General features: G+C 70.5%; 16 protein-coding genes. 14 read left to right on the top strand and 2 right to left on the bottom strand.

Annotated features, from left to right (window positions below; all coding sequences use genetic code 11):
• The first annotated feature begins 70 nt into the window (after positions 1-70).
• The 12 genes from L2Z93_RS09840 to argH all read left to right on the top strand — a co-directional run bounded on the left by L2Z93_RS09840 (position 71) and on the right by argH (position 15765).
• Positions 71-958 (top strand): adenylate/guanylate cyclase domain-containing protein, encoded by an 888-nt coding sequence (locus L2Z93_RS09840; protein WP_370745794.1) that lies wholly within the window; start codon positions 71-73, stop codon positions 956-958.
• 95 nt (positions 959-1053) lie between these two features.
• Complete coding sequence (locus tag L2Z93_RS09835) at positions 1054-3543, top strand: arylsulfatase (RefSeq protein ID WP_234785999.1); 2490 nt, start codon at positions 1054-1056, stop codon at positions 3541-3543.
• A 116-nt stretch (positions 3544-3659) separates the two neighbouring features.
• Complete coding sequence (gene pheS, locus L2Z93_RS09830) at positions 3660-4718, top strand: phenylalanine--tRNA ligase subunit alpha (RefSeq protein ID WP_090585698.1); 1059 nt, start codon at positions 3660-3662, stop codon at positions 4716-4718.
• The gene (gene pheT, locus L2Z93_RS09825; protein ID WP_090585696.1) at positions 4718-7216 is read left to right on the top strand and encodes a phenylalanine--tRNA ligase subunit beta; all 2499 of its coding nucleotides are present in this window, start codon (positions 4718-4720) and stop codon (positions 7214-7216) included. Before pheS ends, pheT begins: the two co-directional genes overlap by 1 nt.
• Positions 7217-7261: 45 nt before the next feature.
• On the top strand, positions 7262-8296 hold the full coding sequence (gene argC, locus L2Z93_RS09820; protein WP_090585694.1) for an N-acetyl-gamma-glutamyl-phosphate reductase: 1035 nt from the start codon (positions 7262-7264) through the stop codon (positions 8294-8296).
• On the top strand, positions 8293-9528 hold the full coding sequence (gene argJ / locus L2Z93_RS09815) for a bifunctional glutamate N-acetyltransferase/amino-acid acetyltransferase ArgJ (protein ID WP_090585692.1): 1236 nt from the start codon (positions 8293-8295) through the stop codon (positions 9526-9528). Before argC ends, argJ begins: the two co-directional genes overlap by 4 nt.
• A gap of 49 nt (positions 9529-9577) precedes the next feature.
• Positions 9578-10468 carry an acetylglutamate kinase gene (argB, locus tag L2Z93_RS09810; protein WP_090585689.1) on the top strand — a complete coding sequence of 297 codons (891 nt, stop codon included), beginning with the start codon at positions 9578-9580 and terminating at the stop codon, positions 10466-10468.
• A complete protein-coding gene (locus L2Z93_RS09805; protein WP_090585686.1) occupies positions 10465-11658 on the top strand; it encodes an acetylornithine transaminase in 1194 nt (397 codons plus the stop codon). Before argB ends, L2Z93_RS09805 begins: the two co-directional genes overlap by 4 nt.
• Entirely contained in the window at positions 11655-12581 is a 927-nt protein-coding gene (gene argF / locus L2Z93_RS09800) for an ornithine carbamoyltransferase (RefSeq protein WP_090585683.1), read from the top strand. The genes L2Z93_RS09805 and argF overlap by 4 nt, the downstream gene beginning before the upstream one ends.
• Complete coding sequence (locus L2Z93_RS09795; protein ID WP_090585680.1) at positions 12578-13084, top strand: arginine repressor; 507 nt, start codon at positions 12578-12580, stop codon at positions 13082-13084. The genes argF and L2Z93_RS09795 overlap by 4 nt, the downstream gene beginning before the upstream one ends.
• 63 nt (positions 13085-13147) lie before the next feature.
• The gene (locus L2Z93_RS09790) at positions 13148-14350 is read left to right on the top strand and encodes an argininosuccinate synthase (RefSeq protein WP_090585678.1); all 1203 of its coding nucleotides are present in this window, start codon (positions 13148-13150) and stop codon (positions 14348-14350) included.
• On the top strand, positions 14347-15765 hold the full coding sequence (gene argH, locus L2Z93_RS09785) for an argininosuccinate lyase (protein ID WP_090585675.1): 1419 nt from the start codon (positions 14347-14349) through the stop codon (positions 15763-15765). The genes L2Z93_RS09790 and argH overlap by 4 nt, the downstream gene beginning before the upstream one ends.
• Before the next feature lie 247 nt (positions 15766-16012).
• Here argH and L2Z93_RS09780 read toward each other — a convergent pair whose 3' ends face one another.
• A complete protein-coding gene (locus tag L2Z93_RS09780) occupies positions 16013-16399 on the bottom strand; it encodes a DUF2237 family protein (RefSeq protein WP_090585673.1) in 387 nt (128 codons plus the stop codon).
• A 9-nt stretch (positions 16400-16408) separates the two neighbouring features.
• Between L2Z93_RS09780 and L2Z93_RS09775 the strand changes: the two genes are divergently transcribed.
• Positions 16409-16753, top strand: a complete 345-nt coding sequence (locus tag L2Z93_RS09775) for a type II toxin-antitoxin system VapB family antitoxin (RefSeq protein WP_234785998.1) — start codon at positions 16409-16411, stop codon at positions 16751-16753.
• A complete protein-coding gene (locus L2Z93_RS09770) occupies positions 16750-17163 on the top strand; it encodes a PIN domain-containing protein (RefSeq protein WP_090585671.1) in 414 nt (137 codons plus the stop codon). Before L2Z93_RS09775 ends, L2Z93_RS09770 begins: the two co-directional genes overlap by 4 nt.
• A gap of 223 nt (positions 17164-17386) precedes the next feature.
• On the opposite strand, the gene L2Z93_RS09765 is transcribed toward L2Z93_RS09770, so the two are convergent.
• Entirely contained in the window at positions 17387-19189 is a 1803-nt protein-coding gene (locus L2Z93_RS09765) for an ABC-F family ATP-binding cassette domain-containing protein (RefSeq protein WP_090585669.1), read from the bottom strand.
• Positions 19190-19204 lie beyond the last annotated feature (15 nt).

The raw sequence follows: 19204 nt of genomic DNA, 5'->3' as shown, positions 1-19204 counted from the left end.
TGATCGGGGCCGGACGCGCCGGATCCCGGGGTCGTTGCTGGTGTCTTCCGGCGGCGCATAACCTGAGTCGGTGAATCCCGAGCGCTCCGACACCGATGACGCGAGCGACGCTGTGGAACTGCACGAGCACCGGGCCGCGCACGCCGCGCGCACCGCCGCCTCCTGGGTCCGTGAGACCAACACCAACCCGTCGCTGGTGTCCATGCTGCGCCGGGCCCGCCGGATTCTGCCCGGCGACCCCGAGTTCGGTGATCCGCTGTCGACGGCGGGCGACGACGCGCCGAGCGCCGCGGCCCGCGCCAACGACCGGCTGATCCGGGACCGTGACTCGGCCTACCGCGAGGTCAGCCTGGCCGGGCTGCAGTTGTGGCACGCGGTCAACGAGCGGGTGTCCCGCAAGCCGTCGAACCCCGAGGTCACCATCGTGTTCACCGACCTGGTCGGGTTCTCCAGCTGGTCCCTTGGCGCTGGCGACGACGCGACCCTGCGGCTGCTGCGGAAGGTCGCGGCCGCCATCGAGCCGCCGCTGCTGGACCGCGGCGGGCACATCGTCAAACGCATGGGCGACGGGTTGATGGCGGTGTTCCATCGTCCCGAGGTCGCGCTGGCCGGGGCGCTGGACGCGATGGACGCGCTCGCCGGCGTCGAGATCGACGGCTACACCCCGCGGATGCGGGCCGGACTGCACACCGGCCGTCCGCAGCGGATCGGCGGCGACTGGCTGGGCGTCGACGTCAACATCGCCGCCCGGGTGATGGAACGCGCGGCCAAGGGCGGCCTGATGGTGTCCGCCGAGACGCTGGACCGCATCGAACCCGAGGACCTGGAGTCCCTCGGCGTGCAGGCCCGGCGGGTCCGCAAACCGTTCTTCGGCCCCAAGCTGAGCGGGGTGCCCGAGGGGCTGGAGATGTACCGCCTGGTGTCCGCCGACGACGACGGACCCAGCATTCGCGTGTGACACCGGCGGCGGATCCCGGAGCCCGCGCGCGCCGCACGGGTCGCGTCCTTCGCCGAAGGCCTGCGCGATGGGTGTGCCGAGCAGATAGTCGGCGGATGAGCGATCAGGCGATGGGAACTCCGCACGGCCGTCCTGCGAATGTCAGTCGGCGCGCCATGCTCGGCGGGATGGCGGCCGCCGGCCTCGGCGCCGCGGCTCTGCCGCTGCTCGCCGGCTGCGACAAGGCCCCGGATCCCGGGTTGGTCGACGATGGCGACGCCGGCGCCAATGACCGGTTCGACGGCACGATCGAACTCGACGTGCGTGACTCCACCCCAGACTGGGGTCCGTTCGAGTTGAAGCACGCCCCCGACGGCGCTCCGAACGTGCTGGTGGTGCTCTATGACGACACCGGGCTGGCGGCCTGGTCGCCCTACGGCGGCCGGATCGAGATGCCGACCATGCAACGGCTGGCCGACAACGGACTGACCTACACCCAATGGCACACCGCGGCGCTGTGTTCGCCCACCCGGTCCTGCATGCTGACCGGCCGCAACCACCACGTGAATCGGTTCGCCTCCATCACCGAGGGCTCGACCGGGTTCCCGGGCTCCGCCGCGCGGCTGCCCGCGGAATGCGCCACCATCGGTCAGGTGCTGCAGGACAACGGCTACAGCACGTTCTGGATCGGCAAGAACCACAATGTGCCCGAGGAGGACATCGCCGCCGGCGCCAGCCGCTCGGAATGGCCGCTGCAGAAGGGATTCGACCGCTTCTACGGCTTCCTGGGCGGGGAAACCAACCAGTGGTACCCGGATCTGGTCGAGGACAACCGGATCATCGAACCTCCGGCCACCCCCGAACAGGGTTACCACCTGTCCAAGGACCTGGCCGACCAGGCCTTGCGGATGCTGCGCGACCAGCGGGCCACCAATCCGTCGAAGCCCTGGTACATGTGGTTCTGTCCGGGCGCCAACCACGCCCCGCACCACACTCCGACCGAGTACGCCGAGAAGTACCGCGGCAAGTTCGACGACGGCTACGAGGCCTACCGGGAGTGGGTGTTGGCCAGGATGATCGAGAAGGGCGTGATGCCCGAGGGCACCCAGCTCACCCCGATCAACCCGATGCCGGCCGACGTCGCGCTGAGCACCGACGAGGTCCGTCCGTGGCAGACCCTCGACGCCGACGAAAAGAGGCTGTTCTCCCGAATGGCCGAGGTGTACGCCGGCTTCTCCGAGTTCACCGACGTTCAGGTTGGCCGGGTGGTGGACTACCTCGAGCAGACCGGGCAGCTGGACAACACCCTGATCTTGTACTGCGCCGACAACGGCGCCTCCGGCGAGGGCACGCCGAACGGGTCGGTGAACGAGAACAAGTTTTTCAACGGCTATCCCGACGCGCTTGCCGATAACATGGCCCTGCTGGACCAGTTGGGCACCCCACAGACCTACAACCACTATCCGACCGGCTGGGCGACCGCCTTCTCCACGCCTTTCCAGATGTTCAAGCGCTACGCGCAGTTCTCCGGCGGCACCTGCGACCCGCTGGTGATCCACTGGCCCAAGGGCATCCAAGCCAAGGGCCAGATCCGACACCAATACCACCATGTCACCGATGTCGTGCCGACCGTGCTCGACGCGATCGGGCTTCAGATGCCCGAAGTGTACCGGGGCGTCGAGCAGTACCCGGTGAACGGGGTGTCGATGCGCTACACCTTCGACGACGCCGAGGCCCCCACCACCAAGAAGCGGCAGTACTACACGATGCTGGGCACCCGCGGGATTTGGGCCGACGGTTGGAAGGCCGCGGCCCTGCATGCCCCGCTCGGGGGAAAGGGGCGTTTCGACGAGGACCGCTGGGCGCTGTACCACGTCGACGAGGACCGTTCCGAGTCCAAAGACCTCGCCGAGGAGAACCCGGACAAGCTGAAGGAACTCATCGACATCTGGAACCAGGAAGCCAAGGACAACTTTGTGCTGCCGCTGGACGACCGTTCGGCCGTCGAGATGCTCTCCGTGGAGCGCCCGCAGTTCGAACCGAAACGCGACCGCTACTTGTACTACCCGGACGCCGCGGGGATCCCCGAGGCGGTGGCGGTCAGCATTCGCGGCCGGTCCTACCGGATCGTCGCCGACGTCGACGTCACCCGGGAGTCCCAGGGTGTGATCTTCTCGCACGGCACGCGATTCGGTGGGCACAGCCTGTTCATCCAGGACAACAAGTTGCACTACGTGTACAACTTCCTGGGCATCGCACCCGAGCAGGTGTTCGTCTCACCACCGCTGCGGCTGGGACGGCAGCGCCTCGGCATGGAGTTCCTTCGGGACGGGTCCGGTGAGCATGGCGAATCGATCGGTGTCACAACACTTTTTGTGGACGGCAAAGGGGTCGACTCCGGGCCGATGAGGTCCCAGATCGGCCGATTCGGACTCTCCGGTGGCGGATTGCGGGTCGGCCGTGACAGTGAGGACTCGGTCACCGAGCTTTATCCGGCTCCGGGCACGTTCACCGGCGGGACCATCCACGGGGTCGCCGTCGACGTCAGCGCCCAGAGGTACGTCGACGTCGAGCGTGACGCCGAAGCCGCTTTCGCCCGAAACTGAAACCACCGGCCACCCGGACCGCCGCGGCGGCGCGGCGCAAGTCATCGCCTAAGATCGGCACCTGCGTCACACCTGTCTCTCGGTGGCGCTGCGATCAGCGAAGGAGTGAGCCCCGCGTGGGTGAGGAATCCGATAAGGACCCCGGCCAGGCCCTGTCCGAAGCGGCGCTGACCGCCGCGGTCGATGACGCCGGCGCCGCGTTCGCCGCCGCCGCCGACCTGGACGCGCTGGCCGCGGCCAAGACCGCGCACCTCGGCGACCGCGCCCCGTTGTCGCTGGCCCGCCAGGCGCTGGCCACGCTGCCCAAGACCGACCGGGCCGACGCCGGCAAGCGGGTCAACACCGCCCGCACCGCGGCCACCGCGGCGTTCGACGCGCGGCTGGCCGAGCTGCGCGCCGAGCGGGACGCCGCGGTGCTGGTCGCCGAGCGGATCGACGTCACGGTGGCGTCCTCGCGGATCCCGCAGGGCGCGCGGCACCCGATCACCATCCTCGCCGAGCACATCGCCGACAGCTTCGTGGCGATGGGCTGGGAGCTGGCCGAGGGCCCCGAGGTGGAGACCGAGCAGTTCAACTTCGACGCGCTGAACTTCCCGCCCGATCACCCGGCGCGCAGCGAATCCGACACCTTCCACATCGCGCCGGAGGGGTCCCGGCAGCTGCTGCGCACCCACACCTCGCCGGTGCAGGTCCGCACTCTGCTGTCCCGGGAACTGCCGGTGTACATCGTTTCGATCGGACGGACCTTCCGCACCGACGAGTTGGACTCCACCCACACCCCGGTGTTCCACCAGGTGGAGGGCCTGGCGGTGGACCGCGGCCTGACCATGGCGCACCTCAAGGGCACCCTGGACGCGTTCGCGCGCTCGGAGTTCGGGCCCAGCGCCCGCACCCGCATCCGGCCGCACTTCTTCCCGTTCACCGAACCGTCGGCGGAGTTCGACGTGTGGTTCGAGGGCAAGAAGGGCGGGCCCGGCTGGGTGGAGTGGGGCGGCTGCGGCATGGTCAACCCGAACGTGCTGATCGCCGCGGGCATCGACCCGGCTGAATACTCCGGCTTCGCCTTCGGCATGGGATTGGAGCGAACCCTGCAGTTCCGCAATGGCATCCCCGACATGCGCGACATGGTCGAGGGCGACATCCGTTTCTCGCTGCCGTTCGGGGTGGGTGTCTGATGCGACTTCCTTACAGCTGGCTGCGCGAGGCCGTCAACGTCGCCGCGCCGGGCTGGGATCCCGGCCCCGCGGACCTGGAGGCCGCGCTGATCCGGGTCGGCCACGAGGTCGAGGACGTGATCACCCTCGGTCCGGTCACCGGTCCGCTGACCATCGGCCGGGTCGCCCAGATCGAGGAGCTCACCGAGTTCAAGAAGCCGATCCGGGCCTGCAAGGTCGACGTCGGCGAGCCCGAACCGCGCGACATCGTGTGCGGCGCGCGCAATTTCGCGGTCGGCGACCTGGTGGTGGTGGCGCTGCCCGGCACCGTGCTGCCCGGGCCGTTCGAGATCGCCACCCGCAAGACCTACGGCCGGATCTCCGACGGGATGATCTGCTCGGCCGCCGAACTGGGCCTGGGGACCGACCACTCCGGGATCATGGTGCTACCCGCCGGAACGGCTGTGCCAGGTGCGGATGCTCTGGATGTGCTGGGCCTCGACGACGTGGTGTTCGACCTGGCCATCACCCCGGACCGCGGCTACGGCCTGTCGGTGCGCGGCATCGCCCGCGAGATCGCCTGCGCCTACGACCTGGATTTCGCCGACCCCGCCGCCGTCCCGGAACTGCCGGCCGACGGCGAGGCCTGGCCGCTGACCGTTGATCCGGCCACCGGGGTGCGCCGCTTCGCGCTGCGCCCGGTCACCGGCATCGACCCGACCGCCGCCAGCCCGTGGTGGATGCAGCGCCGGCTGCTGCTGTCCGGGATCCGCCCGATCTCCCCGGCCGTCGACGTCACCAACTACGTGATGCTCGAACTTGGCCACCCGCTGCACGCCCACGACCGCGACAAGATCCGCGGCGGCTTCGCGGTGCGGTTCGCCGAGCCGGGGGAGCAGGTCAGAACCCTCGACGACGTGGAACGAACCCTGGACGCCGGGGACGTGCTGATCGTCGACGACGCCGGCGCGGCCGCGATCGGCGGCGTGATGGGCGCGGGCTCCACCGAGATCGACCCCGCCACCTCCGTCGATGTGCTGCTGGAGGCGGCGGTGTGGGATCCGGCGGCGACCTCGCGCACCCAGCGCCGGCTGCGGCTGGTCAGCGAGGCCAGCCGCCGCTACGAGCGCGCCGTCGACCCCGCCATCTCGGTCGCCGCGCTGAACCGCGCCGCGGCGCTGCTGGCCGATATCGCCGGTGGCGCCTGCGAGCCGACACTGACCGACTGGCACGGAGAGCCGGGCGACGACTGGTCCCCGGCGCTGGTGCGGATGCCCGCCGACCTGCCCGAGCGGACCGCGGGGATCCGCTATCCCGCCGGCGCCGCCGCGCGCCGGCTGACCCAGATCGGCGCCTCGGTGACCGACGACGGCGACGATCTGCTGGTCACCCCGCCGAGCTGGCGCCCGGATCTCGTGCAGCCCGCCGACCTGGTCGAGGAGGTGCTGCGGCTGGAGGGCCTGGACAAGATCGACTCTGTGCTGCCCACCGCGCCGGCCGGCCGGGGCCTGACGGCCGGGCAGCGTCGCCGCCGCGCGGTCGGCAAGACCCTCGCGCTGACCGGCTTCGTCGAGGTGCTGCCCACCCCGTTCCTGCCGGCCGGGGTGTTCGACACCTGGGGTCTGGCCGACGACGATCCGCTGCGGCGCACCACCCGGGTGCTCAACCCGCTGGAGGCCGACCGCCCGGAGCTGGCCAGCACGCTGCTGCCGGCGCTGCTGGAAGCCCTGGGCCGCAATGTGTCCCGCGGCGCGCCCGACGTCGCGCTGTTCGGCATCGCGCAGGTCGTCCGGCCCACCGACAGCACCGCCGCGGTGGAGCTCATCCCGACCGACCGGCGTCCCACCGACGCCGAGATCGCCCACCTGGACGCCTCGCTGCCGAACCAGCCCGTGCACGTCGGCGCGGTGCTGGCCGGGCTGCGCGAACCCCGCGGCCCGTGGGGTCCGGGCCGGCGCGCCGAGGCCGCCGACGCGTTCGAGGCGGTCCGGGCCATCGCCCGCGCCGCCGGTGTCGAGGTCGCCCTGCGCGCGGCCGACCGGCTGCCGTGGCATCCGGGGCGCTGCGCCGAGGTGCTGGTCGACTCCGATCAGGGCCCGGTGAGCGTCGGGTTCGCCGGCGAGCTGCACCCGGCTGTGGTGGAGCGGGCCGGGCTGCCGAAGCGGACCTGCGCGCTGGAGGTCGACCTGGACGCCATCCCGCTGACCACCGTGCTGCCCGCCCCGCGAGTGTCGCCGTTCCCGGCGGTGTTCCAGGACGTCAGCCTGATCGTCGACGACGCGGTGTCCGCCGCCGAGGTGATCGACGCGGTCCGCGGCGGCGCCGGTGAGCTGTTGGAGACCGTCGACCTGTTCGATGTCTACACCGGCCCGCAGATCGGGCAGGGCCGTAAGTCGCTGACCCTGGCGCTGCGGTTCCGGGCCCCCGACCGCACCCTGACCGAGGACGAGGCCAGCGCGGCCCGCGACGCCGCTGTCGCCGCGGCGGCAGCAGCCCTCGGGGCCGAACAGCGCCGCTGAGTTATTCATTTGCATAGGACTGCATAACAATGCAGAATCTCTGACATGGTGAACGTCGCGCTGGCCGGTGCCAGTGGATACGCGGGCGGGGAAATCCTGCGACTGCTGCTGGGCCACCCGGCCTACGCCGACGGCCGACTGCGGATCGGGGCGCTGACCGCCGCCTCCAGCGCCGGCAGCACCCTCGGTGAGCACCACCCGCACCTGTTGCCACTGGCCGAGCGGGCGTTGGAGGCCACCGACGCCGAAACCCTGGCCGGCCACGACGTGGTGTTCCTCGGCCTGCCGCACGGGCATTCCGGCGCCATCGCCGAGCAACTCGGACCTGACGTGCTGGTCATCGATTGCGGGGCCGATTTCCGGCTCACCGACGCAAACGTCTGGCAGCGGTTCTACGGCTCCGAGCACGCCGGGACCTGGCCCTACGGGCTGCCCGAACTGCCCGGTGGCCGGGACGTGCTGCGCGGGACCAAGCGGGTAGCGGTGCCCGGCTGCTACCCGACCTCGGCGCTGCTGGCGCTGTGGCCGGCCGTCGCCGCCGGTTTGGTCGACCCGGCGGTCACCGTCGTCGCGGTCAGCGGGACCTCCGGCGCCGGCCGGGCCGCCAAGGTCGACCTGCTGGCCGCCGAAGTCATCGGCTCGGCGCGCGCCTACAACATCGGCGGCGAGCATCGGCACACCCCGGAAATCTCCCAGGGCCTATCCGCGGTGGCCGACGGTCCGGTCAGTGTGTCGTTCACCCCGGTGCTGATCCCCACCGCGCGCGGCATCCTGGCCACCTGCACCGCACGGACCACCGCGACGTCGCTTGAGCTGCGGGCGGCGTACGAGAAGGCCTACGCCGACGAGCCGTTCGTTCACCTGCTGCCCGAAGGCCAGTTGCCGCGCACCGGTTCGGTGATCGGCTGCAACGCCGCCCAGCTCGCCGTCGCCGTCGACACCGACGCGCAGACCTTCGTCGCCGTCTGCGCCATCGACAATCTGGTCAAGGGCACCGCCGGCGCGGCCGTGCAATCGATGAACATCGCACTGGACTGGCCCGAAACCGAAGGCCTCTCGACCGTAGGAGTCGCGCCATGACCCGCACCGCCACCGCGCACCCCCAGCAGTGGCTGCTGCGCACCCAGGGCGTCACCGCCCCGGAGGGCTTCCGGGCCGCCGGCATCGCCGCGGGCATCAAGGCCTCCGGCAAACCGGATCTGGCCCTGGTGTTCAACGAGGGCCCGGATTACGGCGCGGCCGGGGTGTTCACCCGCAATCAGGTCAAGGCCGCGCCGGTGCTGTGGAGCCGGCAGGTGCTCAACAACCAACGGCTCAAAGCCGTCATCCTGAACTCCGGCGGCGCCAACGCCTGCACCGGGCCGGGCGGATTCCAGGACGCCCACGCCACCGCCGAGGCCGTTGCCGCGGCGCTGTCGCAGTGGGGCACCGAGACCGGCGCCATCGAGGTCGCGGTGTGCTCCACCGGCCTGATCGGCGACCGGCTCCCTCTTGCCAAGGTGCTGGCCGGGGTCACCGAGATCGTGCACGAGATGGCCGGCGGGCTGGTCGGCGGCGACGACGCCGCACGCGCCATCATGACCACAGACACCGTGCCGAAACAGGTCGCGCTGCACCACGAAGTTTCACCCGACGCCAACTGGATCGTCGGCGGGATGGCCAAGGGCGCCGGCATGATGGCGCCGTCGCTGGCCACCATGCTGGTGGTGCTGACCACCGACGCCGTCGCCGACGCAGGCATGCTGGAGTCCGCGCTGCGCCGGGCCGCCGCGCGCACCTTCGACCGGCTCGACGTCGACGGCGCCACCTCGACCAATGACACCGTGCTGCTGCTGTCCTCGGGCGCCAGCGGCATCCGGCCCAGCCAGGAGGACCTCGACATCGCCGTCGGCGCGGTCTGCGACGACCTGTGCGCGCAGATGCAGGCCGACGCCGAAGGCGTCACCAAGCGGGTGACGATCGTCGTCGCCGGCGCGCGCAGCGAGGACGACGCGCTGGCCGCCGCCCGCGCGATCGGCCGCGACAGCCTGGTCAAGACCGCGATGTTCGGCTCCGACCCGAACTGGGGCCGGGTGCTGGCCGCCGTCGGGATGTCCCCGTTCCCGCTGGACCCGAACCGGATCTCGGTGTCCTTCAACGGATCCCCGGTCTGCGTCGACGGCGCCGGCGCGCCCGGCGCCCGCGACGTGGACCTGTCCGGCCCGGATGTCGAGGTGCTGGTCGACCTGGGGCTGGGGGAGTCCTCGGCGTTCATCCGGACCACCGACCTGTCGCACGCCTACATCGAAGAGAACTCGGCCTACTCCTCATGATCCCGACTCCTCCTCGCTTCGCTGCGGCAGCGTCGTCGAGGGTCTCCTCATGACCCCGGAGCTCTCCACCCCGGCCAAGGCCAGGGTGCTGGCCACCGCGCTGCCCTGGCTCAAACAGCTGCACGACAAGATCGTCGTCATCAAGTACGGCGGCAACGCCATGACCGACGACACCCTGAAGGCCGCGTTCGCCGCCGACATGGTGTTCCTGCGCAACTGCGGCATCCACCCGGTGGTGGTGCACGGTGGCGGTCCGCAGATCAACGCCATGCTCAAACGTCTTGGCATCGAAGGCGATTTCAAGGGCGGCTTCCGGGTCACCACCCCCGAGGTGCTCGATGTCGCACGGATGGTGCTGTTCGGTCAGGTCGGCCGGGAACTGGTCAACCTGATCAACGCGCACGGCCCGTACGCGGTCGGCATCACCGGCGAGGACGCGCACCTGCTCACCGCGGTGCGCCGCAGCGTCAATGTCGACGGCGTCGCCACCGATATCGGCCTGGTCGGCGACATAGAGCACGTCGAGCCGGCGGCGGTGTTGGATCTCATTGCGGCGGGCCGCATTCCGGTGATCTCCACCATCGCCCCGGACGCCGACGGGGTGGTGCACAATATCAACGCCGACACCGCCGCAGCCGCGGTCGCCCAGGCCCTCGGCGCGGAGAAGCTGTTGATGCTCACCGACATCGAGGGTCTCTACACCGATTGGCCCAACCGCGACTCGCTGGTCACCGAAATCGACACCGCCGCACTGGCGCAACTGCTGCCTCGGCTGGAAGCCGGAATGGTTCCCAAGATCGAGGCCTGCCTGCGCGCCGTCGACGGCGGCGTGCTCAGCGCGCACGTCATCGACGGCCGAGTGGAGCACTGCGTTCTGGTCGAACTGTTCACCGACGAAGGCACCGGCACCAAAGTCGTTCTGCCGGAAGGATATTCATGAGCAGCAACACTGAGCTGCAGAGCCGCTGGTCCGCGGTGATGATGGACAACTACGGCACCCCGCCGCTGGCCCTGGTCGCCGGCGACGGCGCGGTGCTCACCGACGCCGACGGCAAGACCTACCTCGACCTGCTCGGCGGCATCGCGGTGAACCTGCTCGGGCACCGGCATCCCGCGGTCGCCGCCGCGGTCACCGCGCAACTGGGCGTCCTCGGGCACACCTCGAACCTGTACGTCACCGAACCCGGCGTGACGCTGGCCGAGCAGCTGGTGGCCCGACTCGGCGACGACGCCCCCGAGGCGCGGGTGTTCTTCTGCAACTCCGGCGCCGAGGCCAATGAGATCGCGTTCAAGATCGCTAGGCTCACCGGCCGCACCGGGGTCATCGCCGCCGAGGGATCGTTTCACGGCCGGACCATGGGCGCGCTGGCCCTGACCGGCCAGCCGGCCAAGAGCGCGCCGTTCGAACCGCTGCCCGGCGGCGTCACCCACGTCCCCTACGGCGACGTCGACGCGCTGGCCGCCGCGGTCACCGACGACACCGCGGCGGTGTTCCTGGAGCCGATCATGGGAGAGGGCGGAGTCCGCACGCCGCCACCCGGCTACCTGGCCGCCGCACGGAAGGTCACCTCCGAACGCGGCGCGCTGCTGATCCTCGACGAGGTGCAGACCGGCGTCGGACGCACCGGCGCGTTCTACGCCCACCAGCATGACGGGGTCACCCCGGACGTCATCACTCTGGCTAAGGGCCTCGGTGGCGGCCTGCCGATCGGCGCGTGTGTCGCGCTCGGACCGGCGGCCACCCTGCTCACCCCGGGCCTGCACGGCAGCACGTTCGGCGGCAACCCGGTCTGCGCGTCCGCCGGCCTCGCGGTGCTGGCGACCCTCGACGACGAGCGCCTGCTGGACGCGGCCACCGCGCGCGGCGCCCAGCTGCGCGACGGGATCACCGCGCTGTCTCACCCGCTGGTCGACCACGTCCGCGGTCGGGGCCTGCTGCTCGGCGTGGTGCTCACCGCGCCGGTCGCCAAGACGGTGGAGGCCGCCGCGCGCGACGCCGGCTACCTGGTCAACGCCGCCGCCCCCGACGTCATCCGGCTGGCCCCGCCACTGATCATCACCCCCGAGCAGGTGAAGCAGTTCCTGGCCGACCTGCCCGCCATCCTCGACGCCGCCCAGGAGACCGAATGATCCGCCATTTCCTGCGCGACGACGACCTGACCCCGGCCGAACAGGCCGAGGTGCTGGCCCTGGCCGCCGAACTGAAGGCCGCGCCGTTCTCCCGCCGGCCGCTGGAGGGCCCGCGCGGTGTCGCGGTGATCTTCGAGAAGAACTCCACCCGCACCCGATTCTCCTTCGAGATGGGCATCGCCCAGCTCGGCGGGCACGCCGTCGTCGTCGACGGCCGCAGCACCCAACTCGGCCGGGAGGAAACCCTGGAGGACACCGGCGTGGTGCTGTCGCGCTACGTCGACGCCATCGTGTGGCGAACCTTCGCCCAGGAACGGCTGACCGCGATGGCGACCGGCGCGACCGTGCCGATCGTCAACGCGCTGTCCGACGACTTCCACCCCTGCCAGGTGCTGGCGGACCTGCAGACCCTCGCCGAGCGCAAGGGCGAGCTCAAAGGCCTGACGCTGACCTACCTCGGCGACGGCGCCAACAACATGGCGCACTCGCTGATGCTCGGCGGCGTCACCGCCGGGCTGCACGTCCGGATCGCCGCGCCCGCCGGGTTCGAGCCGGACCGTCGGTTCGTCGCCGCCGCCCAGGCCCGCGCCGCCGAGACCGGCGCGAGCGTGACGCTGTTCAGCGATGCCCGGGCCGCGGCCACCGGCGTCGACGTGCTGGTCACCGACACCTGGACCTCGATGGGTCAGGAGAACGACGGCCTGGACCGGGTCCGCCCGTTCCGCCCGTTCCAGCTCAACGCCAAACTGCTCGGCCTCGCAGACCCGGAAGCCGTTGTGCTGCACTGCCTTCCGGCGCACCGCGGGCACGAGATCACCGATGAGGTGATCGACGGACCGCAGAGCGCGGTGTTCGACGAGGCCGAGAACCGGCTGCACGCGCAGAAGGCGCTGCTGGTCTGGTTGCTGGAGAAATCCGGATGAGCGCCCCGAAAACCAGCCACAAGCCGGAGGTGGCCGGCACCCGCGCCGGCCGCCAGGCCCGCATCGTCGCGTTGCTCTCGGCTCAACAGGTGCACAGCCAGAGTGAGCTGGCCGCGCTGCTGGCCGCCGAGGGCATCGAGGTCACTCAGGCCACCCTGAGCCGGGACCTGGAGGAACTCGGCGCGGTGAAGCTGCGCGGCGCCGACGGCGGCGTCGGCGCCTACGTGGTGCCCGAGGACGGCAGCCCGGTCCGCGGGGTGTCCGGTGGCACCGAACGGCTGGTGCGCCTCCTCGGCGAACTGCTGGTGTCCACCGACGCCAGCGGCAACCTCGCGGTGCTGCGCACCCCGCCCGGCGCCGCGCACTACCTGGCCAGTGCCATGGACCGCGCCGCGTTGCCCTACATTGTCGGCACCGTCGCCGGAGACGACACCGTGCTGGTGGTGGCCCGCGAACCCATGACCGGCGCCGAACTCGCCGCCACGCTCGAAGACCTCGAATAACCCCAAATACCTGGAACAACCCCCAAACCCGCAGTCCGGGTGCGGAAACGAGAAGGAGAAATCATGTCCGAGCGCGTCATCCTCGCGTACTCCGGCGGTCTGGACACCTCGGTGGCCATCAGCTGGATCGGCAAGGAGACCGGCCGCGAGGTAGTCGCCGTCGCGATCGACCTCGGTCAGGGCGGGGAGGACATGGAGGTGGTGCGTCAGCGCGCCATCGACTGCGGCGCCGTGGAAGCCGTCGTCGTCGACGCCCGCGATGAGTTCGCCGAGCAGTACTGCCTGCCGACCATCCAGTCCAACGGCCTCTACATGGATCGCTACCCGCTGGTTTCGGCGATCAGCCGGCCGCTGATCGTCAAGCATCTGGTCGCCGCCGCCCGCGAGCACGCCGGCGGGATCGTCGCGCACGGCTGCACCGGCAAGGGCAACGACCAGGTTCGCTTCGAGGTCGGTTTCGCCTCGCTGGCCCCGGACCTGGAGGTCCTCGCCCCGGTCCGCGACTACGCCTGGACCCGGGAGAAGGCCATCGCCTTCGCCGAGGAGAACGACATCCCGATCAACGTCACCAAGCGTTCGCCGTTCTCCATCGACCAGAACGTGTGGGGCCGCGCGGTGGAGACCGGGTTCCTGGAGCACCTGTGGAACGCCCCCACCAAGGACGTCTACGACTACACCCAGGACCCGACGCTGAACTGGAACACCCCCGACGAGGTGATCATCAGCTTCGAGCGGGGCGTCCCGGTGGCCATCGACGGCCGCAAGGTCAGCGTGCTGGAGGCCATCGTTGAGTTGAACAAGCGCGCCGGCGAGCAGGGCGTGGGCCGGCTCGACGTGGTCGAGGACCGCCTGGTCGGAATCAAGAGCCGGGAGATCTACGAGGCGCCCGGCGCCATGGTGCTGATCACCGCGCACTCGGAGTTGGAGCACGTCACCCTGGAACGCGAACTGGGCCGGTTCAAGCGGCACACCGACCAGAAGTGGGCCGAGCTGGTGTACGACGGCCTGTGGTACTCGCCGCTCAAGCGGGCGCTGGAGACCTTCGTCGGTCACACCCAGGAGCACGTGACCGGCGACATCCGCCTCGTCCTGCACGGCGGGCACATCGCTGTCAACGGCCGGCGCAGCCCCGAATCGCTGTACGACTTCAACCTGGCCACCTACGACGAGGGCGACAGCTTCGACCAGTCGTCGGCGAAGGGCTTCGTGCACGTGCACGGGCTGAGCTCCAAGATCTCCGCGCAGCGGGACCTGGGACAGCTGTGAGCGGCGGCACCAACGAGGGCGCGCTGTGGGGCGGACGGTTCAGCGACGGGCCGTCCGACGCGCTGGCGGCGCTCAGCAAATCCACCCATTTCGACTGGGTGCTGGCGCCCTATGACGTCGCCGCGTCCAAGGCGCACGCGAAGGTGCTGCACGACGCCGGGCTGCTGACCGACGATCAGCGCGACGGCCTGCTCGCCGGCCTGGACAGTCTCGGTGAGGACGTCGCCGACGGGAGCTTCGAGCCGTCGCCCGCCGACGAGGACGTGCACGGCGCGCTGGAGCGCGGGCTGATCGACCGGGTCGGCCCCGAACTCGGCGGCCGGCTGCGCGCCGGGCGATCTCGAAATGATCAGGTGGCCACGCTGTTTCGGATGTGGCTGCGGGACGCGGTGCGCCGGGTCGCCGACGGCGCGCTGGAGGTCGTCGGCGCGCTGGCCGCTCAAGCCGCCGCGCACCCGGAGGCGATCATGCCGGGCAAGACCCATCTGCAGTCCGCGCAGCCGGTGCTGCTGGCCCATCAGCTGCTGGCGCACGCGCACCCGCTGCTGCGCGACGTGGACCGCATCGCCGACTTCGACAAGCGAACCGCGGTGTCCCCGTACGGGTCCGGCGCGCTGGCCGGCTCCTCGCTGGGCCTGAACCCGGACGCCATCGCCGATGAGCTCGGATTCACCGCTGCGGCGGACAATTCCATCGACGCCACCGCGGCGCGGGATTTCGCCGCCGAGGCGGCCTATGTCTTCGCCCAGATCGGCGTCGACCTGTCCAGGCTGGCCGAAGACATCATCATCTGGAGCACAACGGAATTCGGCTACGTCAAGCTGCACGACGCCTGGTCCACCGGCAGCTCGATCATGCCGCAGAAGAAGAACCCGGACATCGCCGAGCTGGCCCGCGGCAAGGCCGGCCGGTTGATCGGCAACGCCACCGGCCTGCTGGCCACGCTCAAGGCGCAGCCGCTGGCCTACAACCGGGATCTGCAGGAGGACAAGGAGCCGGTCTTCGATTCGGTGGCGCAGTTGGAGATGCTGTTGCCGGCGATGGCGGGACTGGTGGCCACCCTGACCTTCGACGAGGATCGGATGGCCGCACTCGCCCCGGCCGGCTTCACACTGGCCACCGACATCGCCGAATGGATGGTCCGCCAAGGAGTTCCGTTCCGGGTGGCGCACGAGGCCGCCGGGGCGGCGGTGCGGGTGGCCGAGGCTCGCGGCGTCGGGCTCGAGGAACTCACCGACGAGGAGCTGGCGGGCATCGACGCGTCGCTCACGCCGGAAGTCCGCGAGGTGCTGACCGTCGAGGGTTCGGTGCGCTCGCGCGACGCCCGCGGCGGCACCGCTCCCGAGCGGGTCGCCGAGCAACTAGCCGTCGTCGAGAACACGGTCCGCGAACTCCGCATCCGCCTGGAGCGGTAACCGGCGGAGATGAGGGCCAGCGGTGTCGGCAATCTGGCGAGGGCCAACCGTGCGATCGGCCTGAACTGGATCGTCCTGCTCGGCTGGATCGCCTATGTGGGAATCGACCTGTCCGCCTACCGCTGAACGTCTGTCGTCAAAACGTGCGCGAAATCGGGGTGGCCACTGACGCATTGCCACTTACCCCCAGTTTTTCGCGCACATTTTGACGAACATCAGCGACACGCTTAACTGCGCGGCATTGCCTTCAGAGGTCGGCGATGTCGTCGGGTACGTCCACGGCGTACCGGCGCAGCACCTCCAATTCGACCACCTCGAGCGTGCGTTCGTGCGTGCACGCGAGGACCACCGGGGCCGCTGCGCCGTCTGAGTGGGCGCGCAACCAATTGCGGGCAGTGACGCACCAGCGGTCGCCGGGGACGAGGCCGGGGAATCGGTAAGCCGGCATCGGGGTGGACAGATCGTTGCCGATGCCACGTTGGTGTTCCAGGAACTCGGCTGTCACCATCGCGCAGATGGTGTGCAGGCCGATGTCTTCGGTGCCGCTGGAACAGCATCCGTCGCGGTAGAAGCCGGTCATCGGGTCGGTGCCGCAGGGCTGCAGCGGGCCGCCCAGCACGTTGCGCTCAGACATCGACTCAGTATGCCGCGCTGTGAGAGGCCGATCACAGTCGGCGCGCGTCGATACGGCGGCACCACCCGCATCGAAACGCGCTCGGGCATTGCCGTAAACATTGCCGCGGTGCGTCCCACCGTGGCGACCCTAGGGTTGCCGCTCACGAGTGTCGACCTGGATCCCGGTTTGATCGAACGGGCCAGGGAGCTCACTGGCGAGAAGTCCAACCGAGCGGTGCTCGACCTTGCCCTCCGCCGGCTCATCGCGTCGAAGCAAAAGACGGCGATGGTCGACGGTATCGCGGGTTTGACAGGGCTCGAAAGCGGACTCGGAGCGCCGGTGGTCGCGCCGGATGAGCCAGTCGACGCGTGACGGATTACCTCGTCGACAACTCGGTCTGGGCGAGGCTTGCCTCGGGTGACCCGGGTGTCACCGCCCGGTTGCGGCGGATCGAGAGAGCGCCCGCCGATCTGTTCGTCACGTGCCCACCGCAGATCTTGGAGTTCTGTCGCAGCGCTCGCACACCGGAGGAACACGCGAACTTTCGCGAGCAGATCTCACTGGGATTCCCGCTCGAGCGGGCGCCCGGCGAGTCGCTCGTCCTCGGGATTCAGAGTGCGTTGTGGAACGCGGGCTTGGTCCGCGCCGCCGGATCACTGGACATTCTCATCGCCGGGTACGCCATCGTGAACGACGCGACCGTGCTGTCAGCGGACCGCGACTTCGCTCACATCGCGTGTGTCACAGATCTGGAGTGCGAATACCTCGCGCCGTCGGCGTGACACCCACCCCGGTCACCCCACCGGGATCTTGGCGACGATCTGACGGGCCACCTGCGCGGCGACGTTGACGCTGCTTTCCTGCAGGCCGCCGACCCAGATGTCGACGACGGCGTTGTTCGCCACCGCCAGGGCCCGCTGGGTGACGACGGTGCCGTCGGTGAACTCCCGGGTACGCGCTGCTGGCGGGCCCGACCAGCGTGTAGGGGAACCCGGCGAACTACAGCTAGCCGAGCTGCTCGGACAGCTCCAGCCAGCGGGTCTCGGCGTCGGCGACCTCATCCTCGAGCGCGCGCAGCTCGGCGGTCAGCCGGCCCAGCCCGACGTGATCGGACTGGTCGTGCTCGGCCAACTCGACGTGCTTGGCGGCGATCCGGTCGGCCAGCTTGACCAGGGCGCGGTCGATGGCCGCGATCTCCTTCTCCACCGCCCGCAACGCCGCCCCCGACAGCCCCGCCGAGGCGGCGGGAGCGGCGGCGGCTGCCGGCGCGGTGACCGGGCCGGTCGACGGTCCGCGCGCCGCAGCCAGCGCCAGGTACTCCTCGACCCCGCCGGGCAGGTGCCGCAGATGCCCGTCGAGCACCGCGTACTGCTGGTCGGTGACCCGTTCCAGCAGGTAGCGGTCGTGCGAGACGACGATCAGGGTGCCCGGCCAGGAGTCCAGCAGGTCCTCGGTGGCGGTCAGCATGTCGGTGTCGACATCGTTGGTCGGCTCGTCGAGGATCAGCACGTTCGGCTCGGCGAGCAGCGTCAGCATGAGCTGCAGCCGGCGGCGCTGCCCGCCGGAGAGCTCGCGCACCCGGGTGGACAGCTTCGCCCGATCGAAGCCGAGGCGTTCCAGCAGTTGCGTGGGGGTGAGGTCCTTGCCACCGACGGAATAGTCCGCGCGCAGCCGGCCGAGGACCTCGCGGACCATGTCGTCCTCGACCTCGGCCAGAATCCCGGCCTGCTGGTCCAGGACGCCGAGCTGCACGGTCTTGCCGCGTTTCACCCGGCCCGACGACGGGCTGACCGTGCCGGCGATCAGCCCCAGCAGGGTGGACTTCCCGGCCCCGTTGGCGCCCAGGATGCCGGTCCGCTCGCCGGGGGCGATGCGCCATTCGATATCGCGCAGCACAACGCGGGGGCCTTCAGGCCCGGGATACTGGACCGACACGTCCAGCAGGTCGACGACGTCCTTGCCGAGCCGGGCGGTGGCCAGCTTGGCCAGCTCGACGCCGTTGCGGATCGGCGGCACGTCGGCGATCAGCGCGTTGGCCGCGTCGATCCGGAACTTCGGTTTGGAGGTGCGCGCCGGCGCACCGCGGCGCAGCCAAGCCAGTTCCTTGCGCATCAGGTTCTGCCGCTTGGCCTCGCTGGCGGCGGCCATCCGGTCGCGCTCCACCCGCTGCAGCACGTAGGCGGCGTAGCCGCCCTCGAACGGTTCGACGACGCCGTCGTGCACCTCCCAGGTGCTGGTGGCGATCTCGTCGAGGAACCAGCGGTCGTGGGTGACCAGCAGCAACCCGCCGGTGTTGCGCGCCCAGCGGTTCTTCAGGTGCGCGGCCAGCCAGGTGATGCCCTCGACGTCGAGGTGGTTGGTCGGCTCATCCAGCGCCAGCACGTCCCAGTCGTCGATGAGCAGCGCGGCCAGCTGCACCCGGCGGCGCTGCCCACCGGAGAGCGTGCCGATCCGGGCGTGCCAGCCGATGTCGGCGACCAGCCCGGCGACCACGTCGCGCACCCGGGCGTCGCCGGCCCACTCGTGTTCGGCGCGATCGCCGACCAGCGCCGCGGCGACGGTCGCGTCATCGTCGAGCACATCGGCCTGGGCCAGCGCGCCGACCCGCAGCCCGGAGCGTCGGGTGACCCGGCCGCTGTCCGGGGAGATCGCGCCGGTGAGCATCCCCAGCAGCGACGATTTGCCGTCGCCGTTGCGCCCCACCAGGCCGATCCGGTCCCCGTCGTCGACGCCGAGGGACACCGATTCGAAGACCACGTGGGTCGGGTATTCCAGGTGCAGGGCCTCGGCGCCGAGTAGGTGTGCCATCGCGGGAACCCTATC

It is taken from the genome of Mycolicibacterium brumae (assembly GCF_025215495.1).
Lineage (GTDB): Bacteria > Actinomycetota > Actinomycetes > Mycobacteriales > Mycobacteriaceae > Mycobacterium > Mycobacterium brumae.
This window is presented reverse-complemented; position numbering and strand designations above follow the sequence as displayed.

What these genes read in the sequence shown, in the direction of transcription:
- L2Z93_RS09775 (WP_234785998.1), top strand. Translation starts at nt 16,409, where the DNA reads ATGCCGCGCTGTGAGAGGCCGATCACAGTCGGCGCGCGTCGATACGGC.
- L2Z93_RS09805 (WP_090585686.1), top strand. Translation starts at nt 10,465, where the DNA reads ATGAGCAGCAACACTGAGCTGCAGAGCCGCTGGTCCGCGGTGATGATG.
- L2Z93_RS09790 (WP_090585678.1), top strand. Translation starts at nt 13,148, where the DNA reads ATGTCCGAGCGCGTCATCCTCGCGTACTCCGGCGGTCTGGACACCTCG.
- argC (WP_090585694.1), top strand. Translation starts at nt 7,262, where the DNA reads ATGGTGAACGTCGCGCTGGCCGGTGCCAGTGGATACGCGGGCGGGGAA.
- L2Z93_RS09780 (WP_090585673.1), bottom strand. Translation starts at nt 16,399, where the DNA reads ATGTCTGAGCGCAACGTGCTGGGCGGCCCGCTGCAGCCCTGCGGCACC.
- argF (WP_090585683.1), top strand. Translation starts at nt 11,655, where the DNA reads ATGATCCGCCATTTCCTGCGCGACGACGACCTGACCCCGGCCGAACAG.
- L2Z93_RS09835 (WP_234785999.1), top strand. Translation starts at nt 1,054, where the DNA reads ATGAGCGATCAGGCGATGGGAACTCCGCACGGCCGTCCTGCGAATGTC.
- argB (WP_090585689.1), top strand. Translation starts at nt 9,578, where the DNA reads ATGACCCCGGAGCTCTCCACCCCGGCCAAGGCCAGGGTGCTGGCCACC.
- pheT (WP_090585696.1), top strand. Translation starts at nt 4,718, where the DNA reads ATGCGACTTCCTTACAGCTGGCTGCGCGAGGCCGTCAACGTCGCCGCG.
- L2Z93_RS09765 (WP_090585669.1), bottom strand. Translation starts at nt 19,189, where the DNA reads ATGGCACACCTACTCGGCGCCGAGGCCCTGCACCTGGAATACCCGACC.
- argJ (WP_090585692.1), top strand. Translation starts at nt 8,293, where the DNA reads ATGACCCGCACCGCCACCGCGCACCCCCAGCAGTGGCTGCTGCGCACC.
- L2Z93_RS09795 (WP_090585680.1), top strand. Translation starts at nt 12,578, where the DNA reads ATGAGCGCCCCGAAAACCAGCCACAAGCCGGAGGTGGCCGGCACCCGC.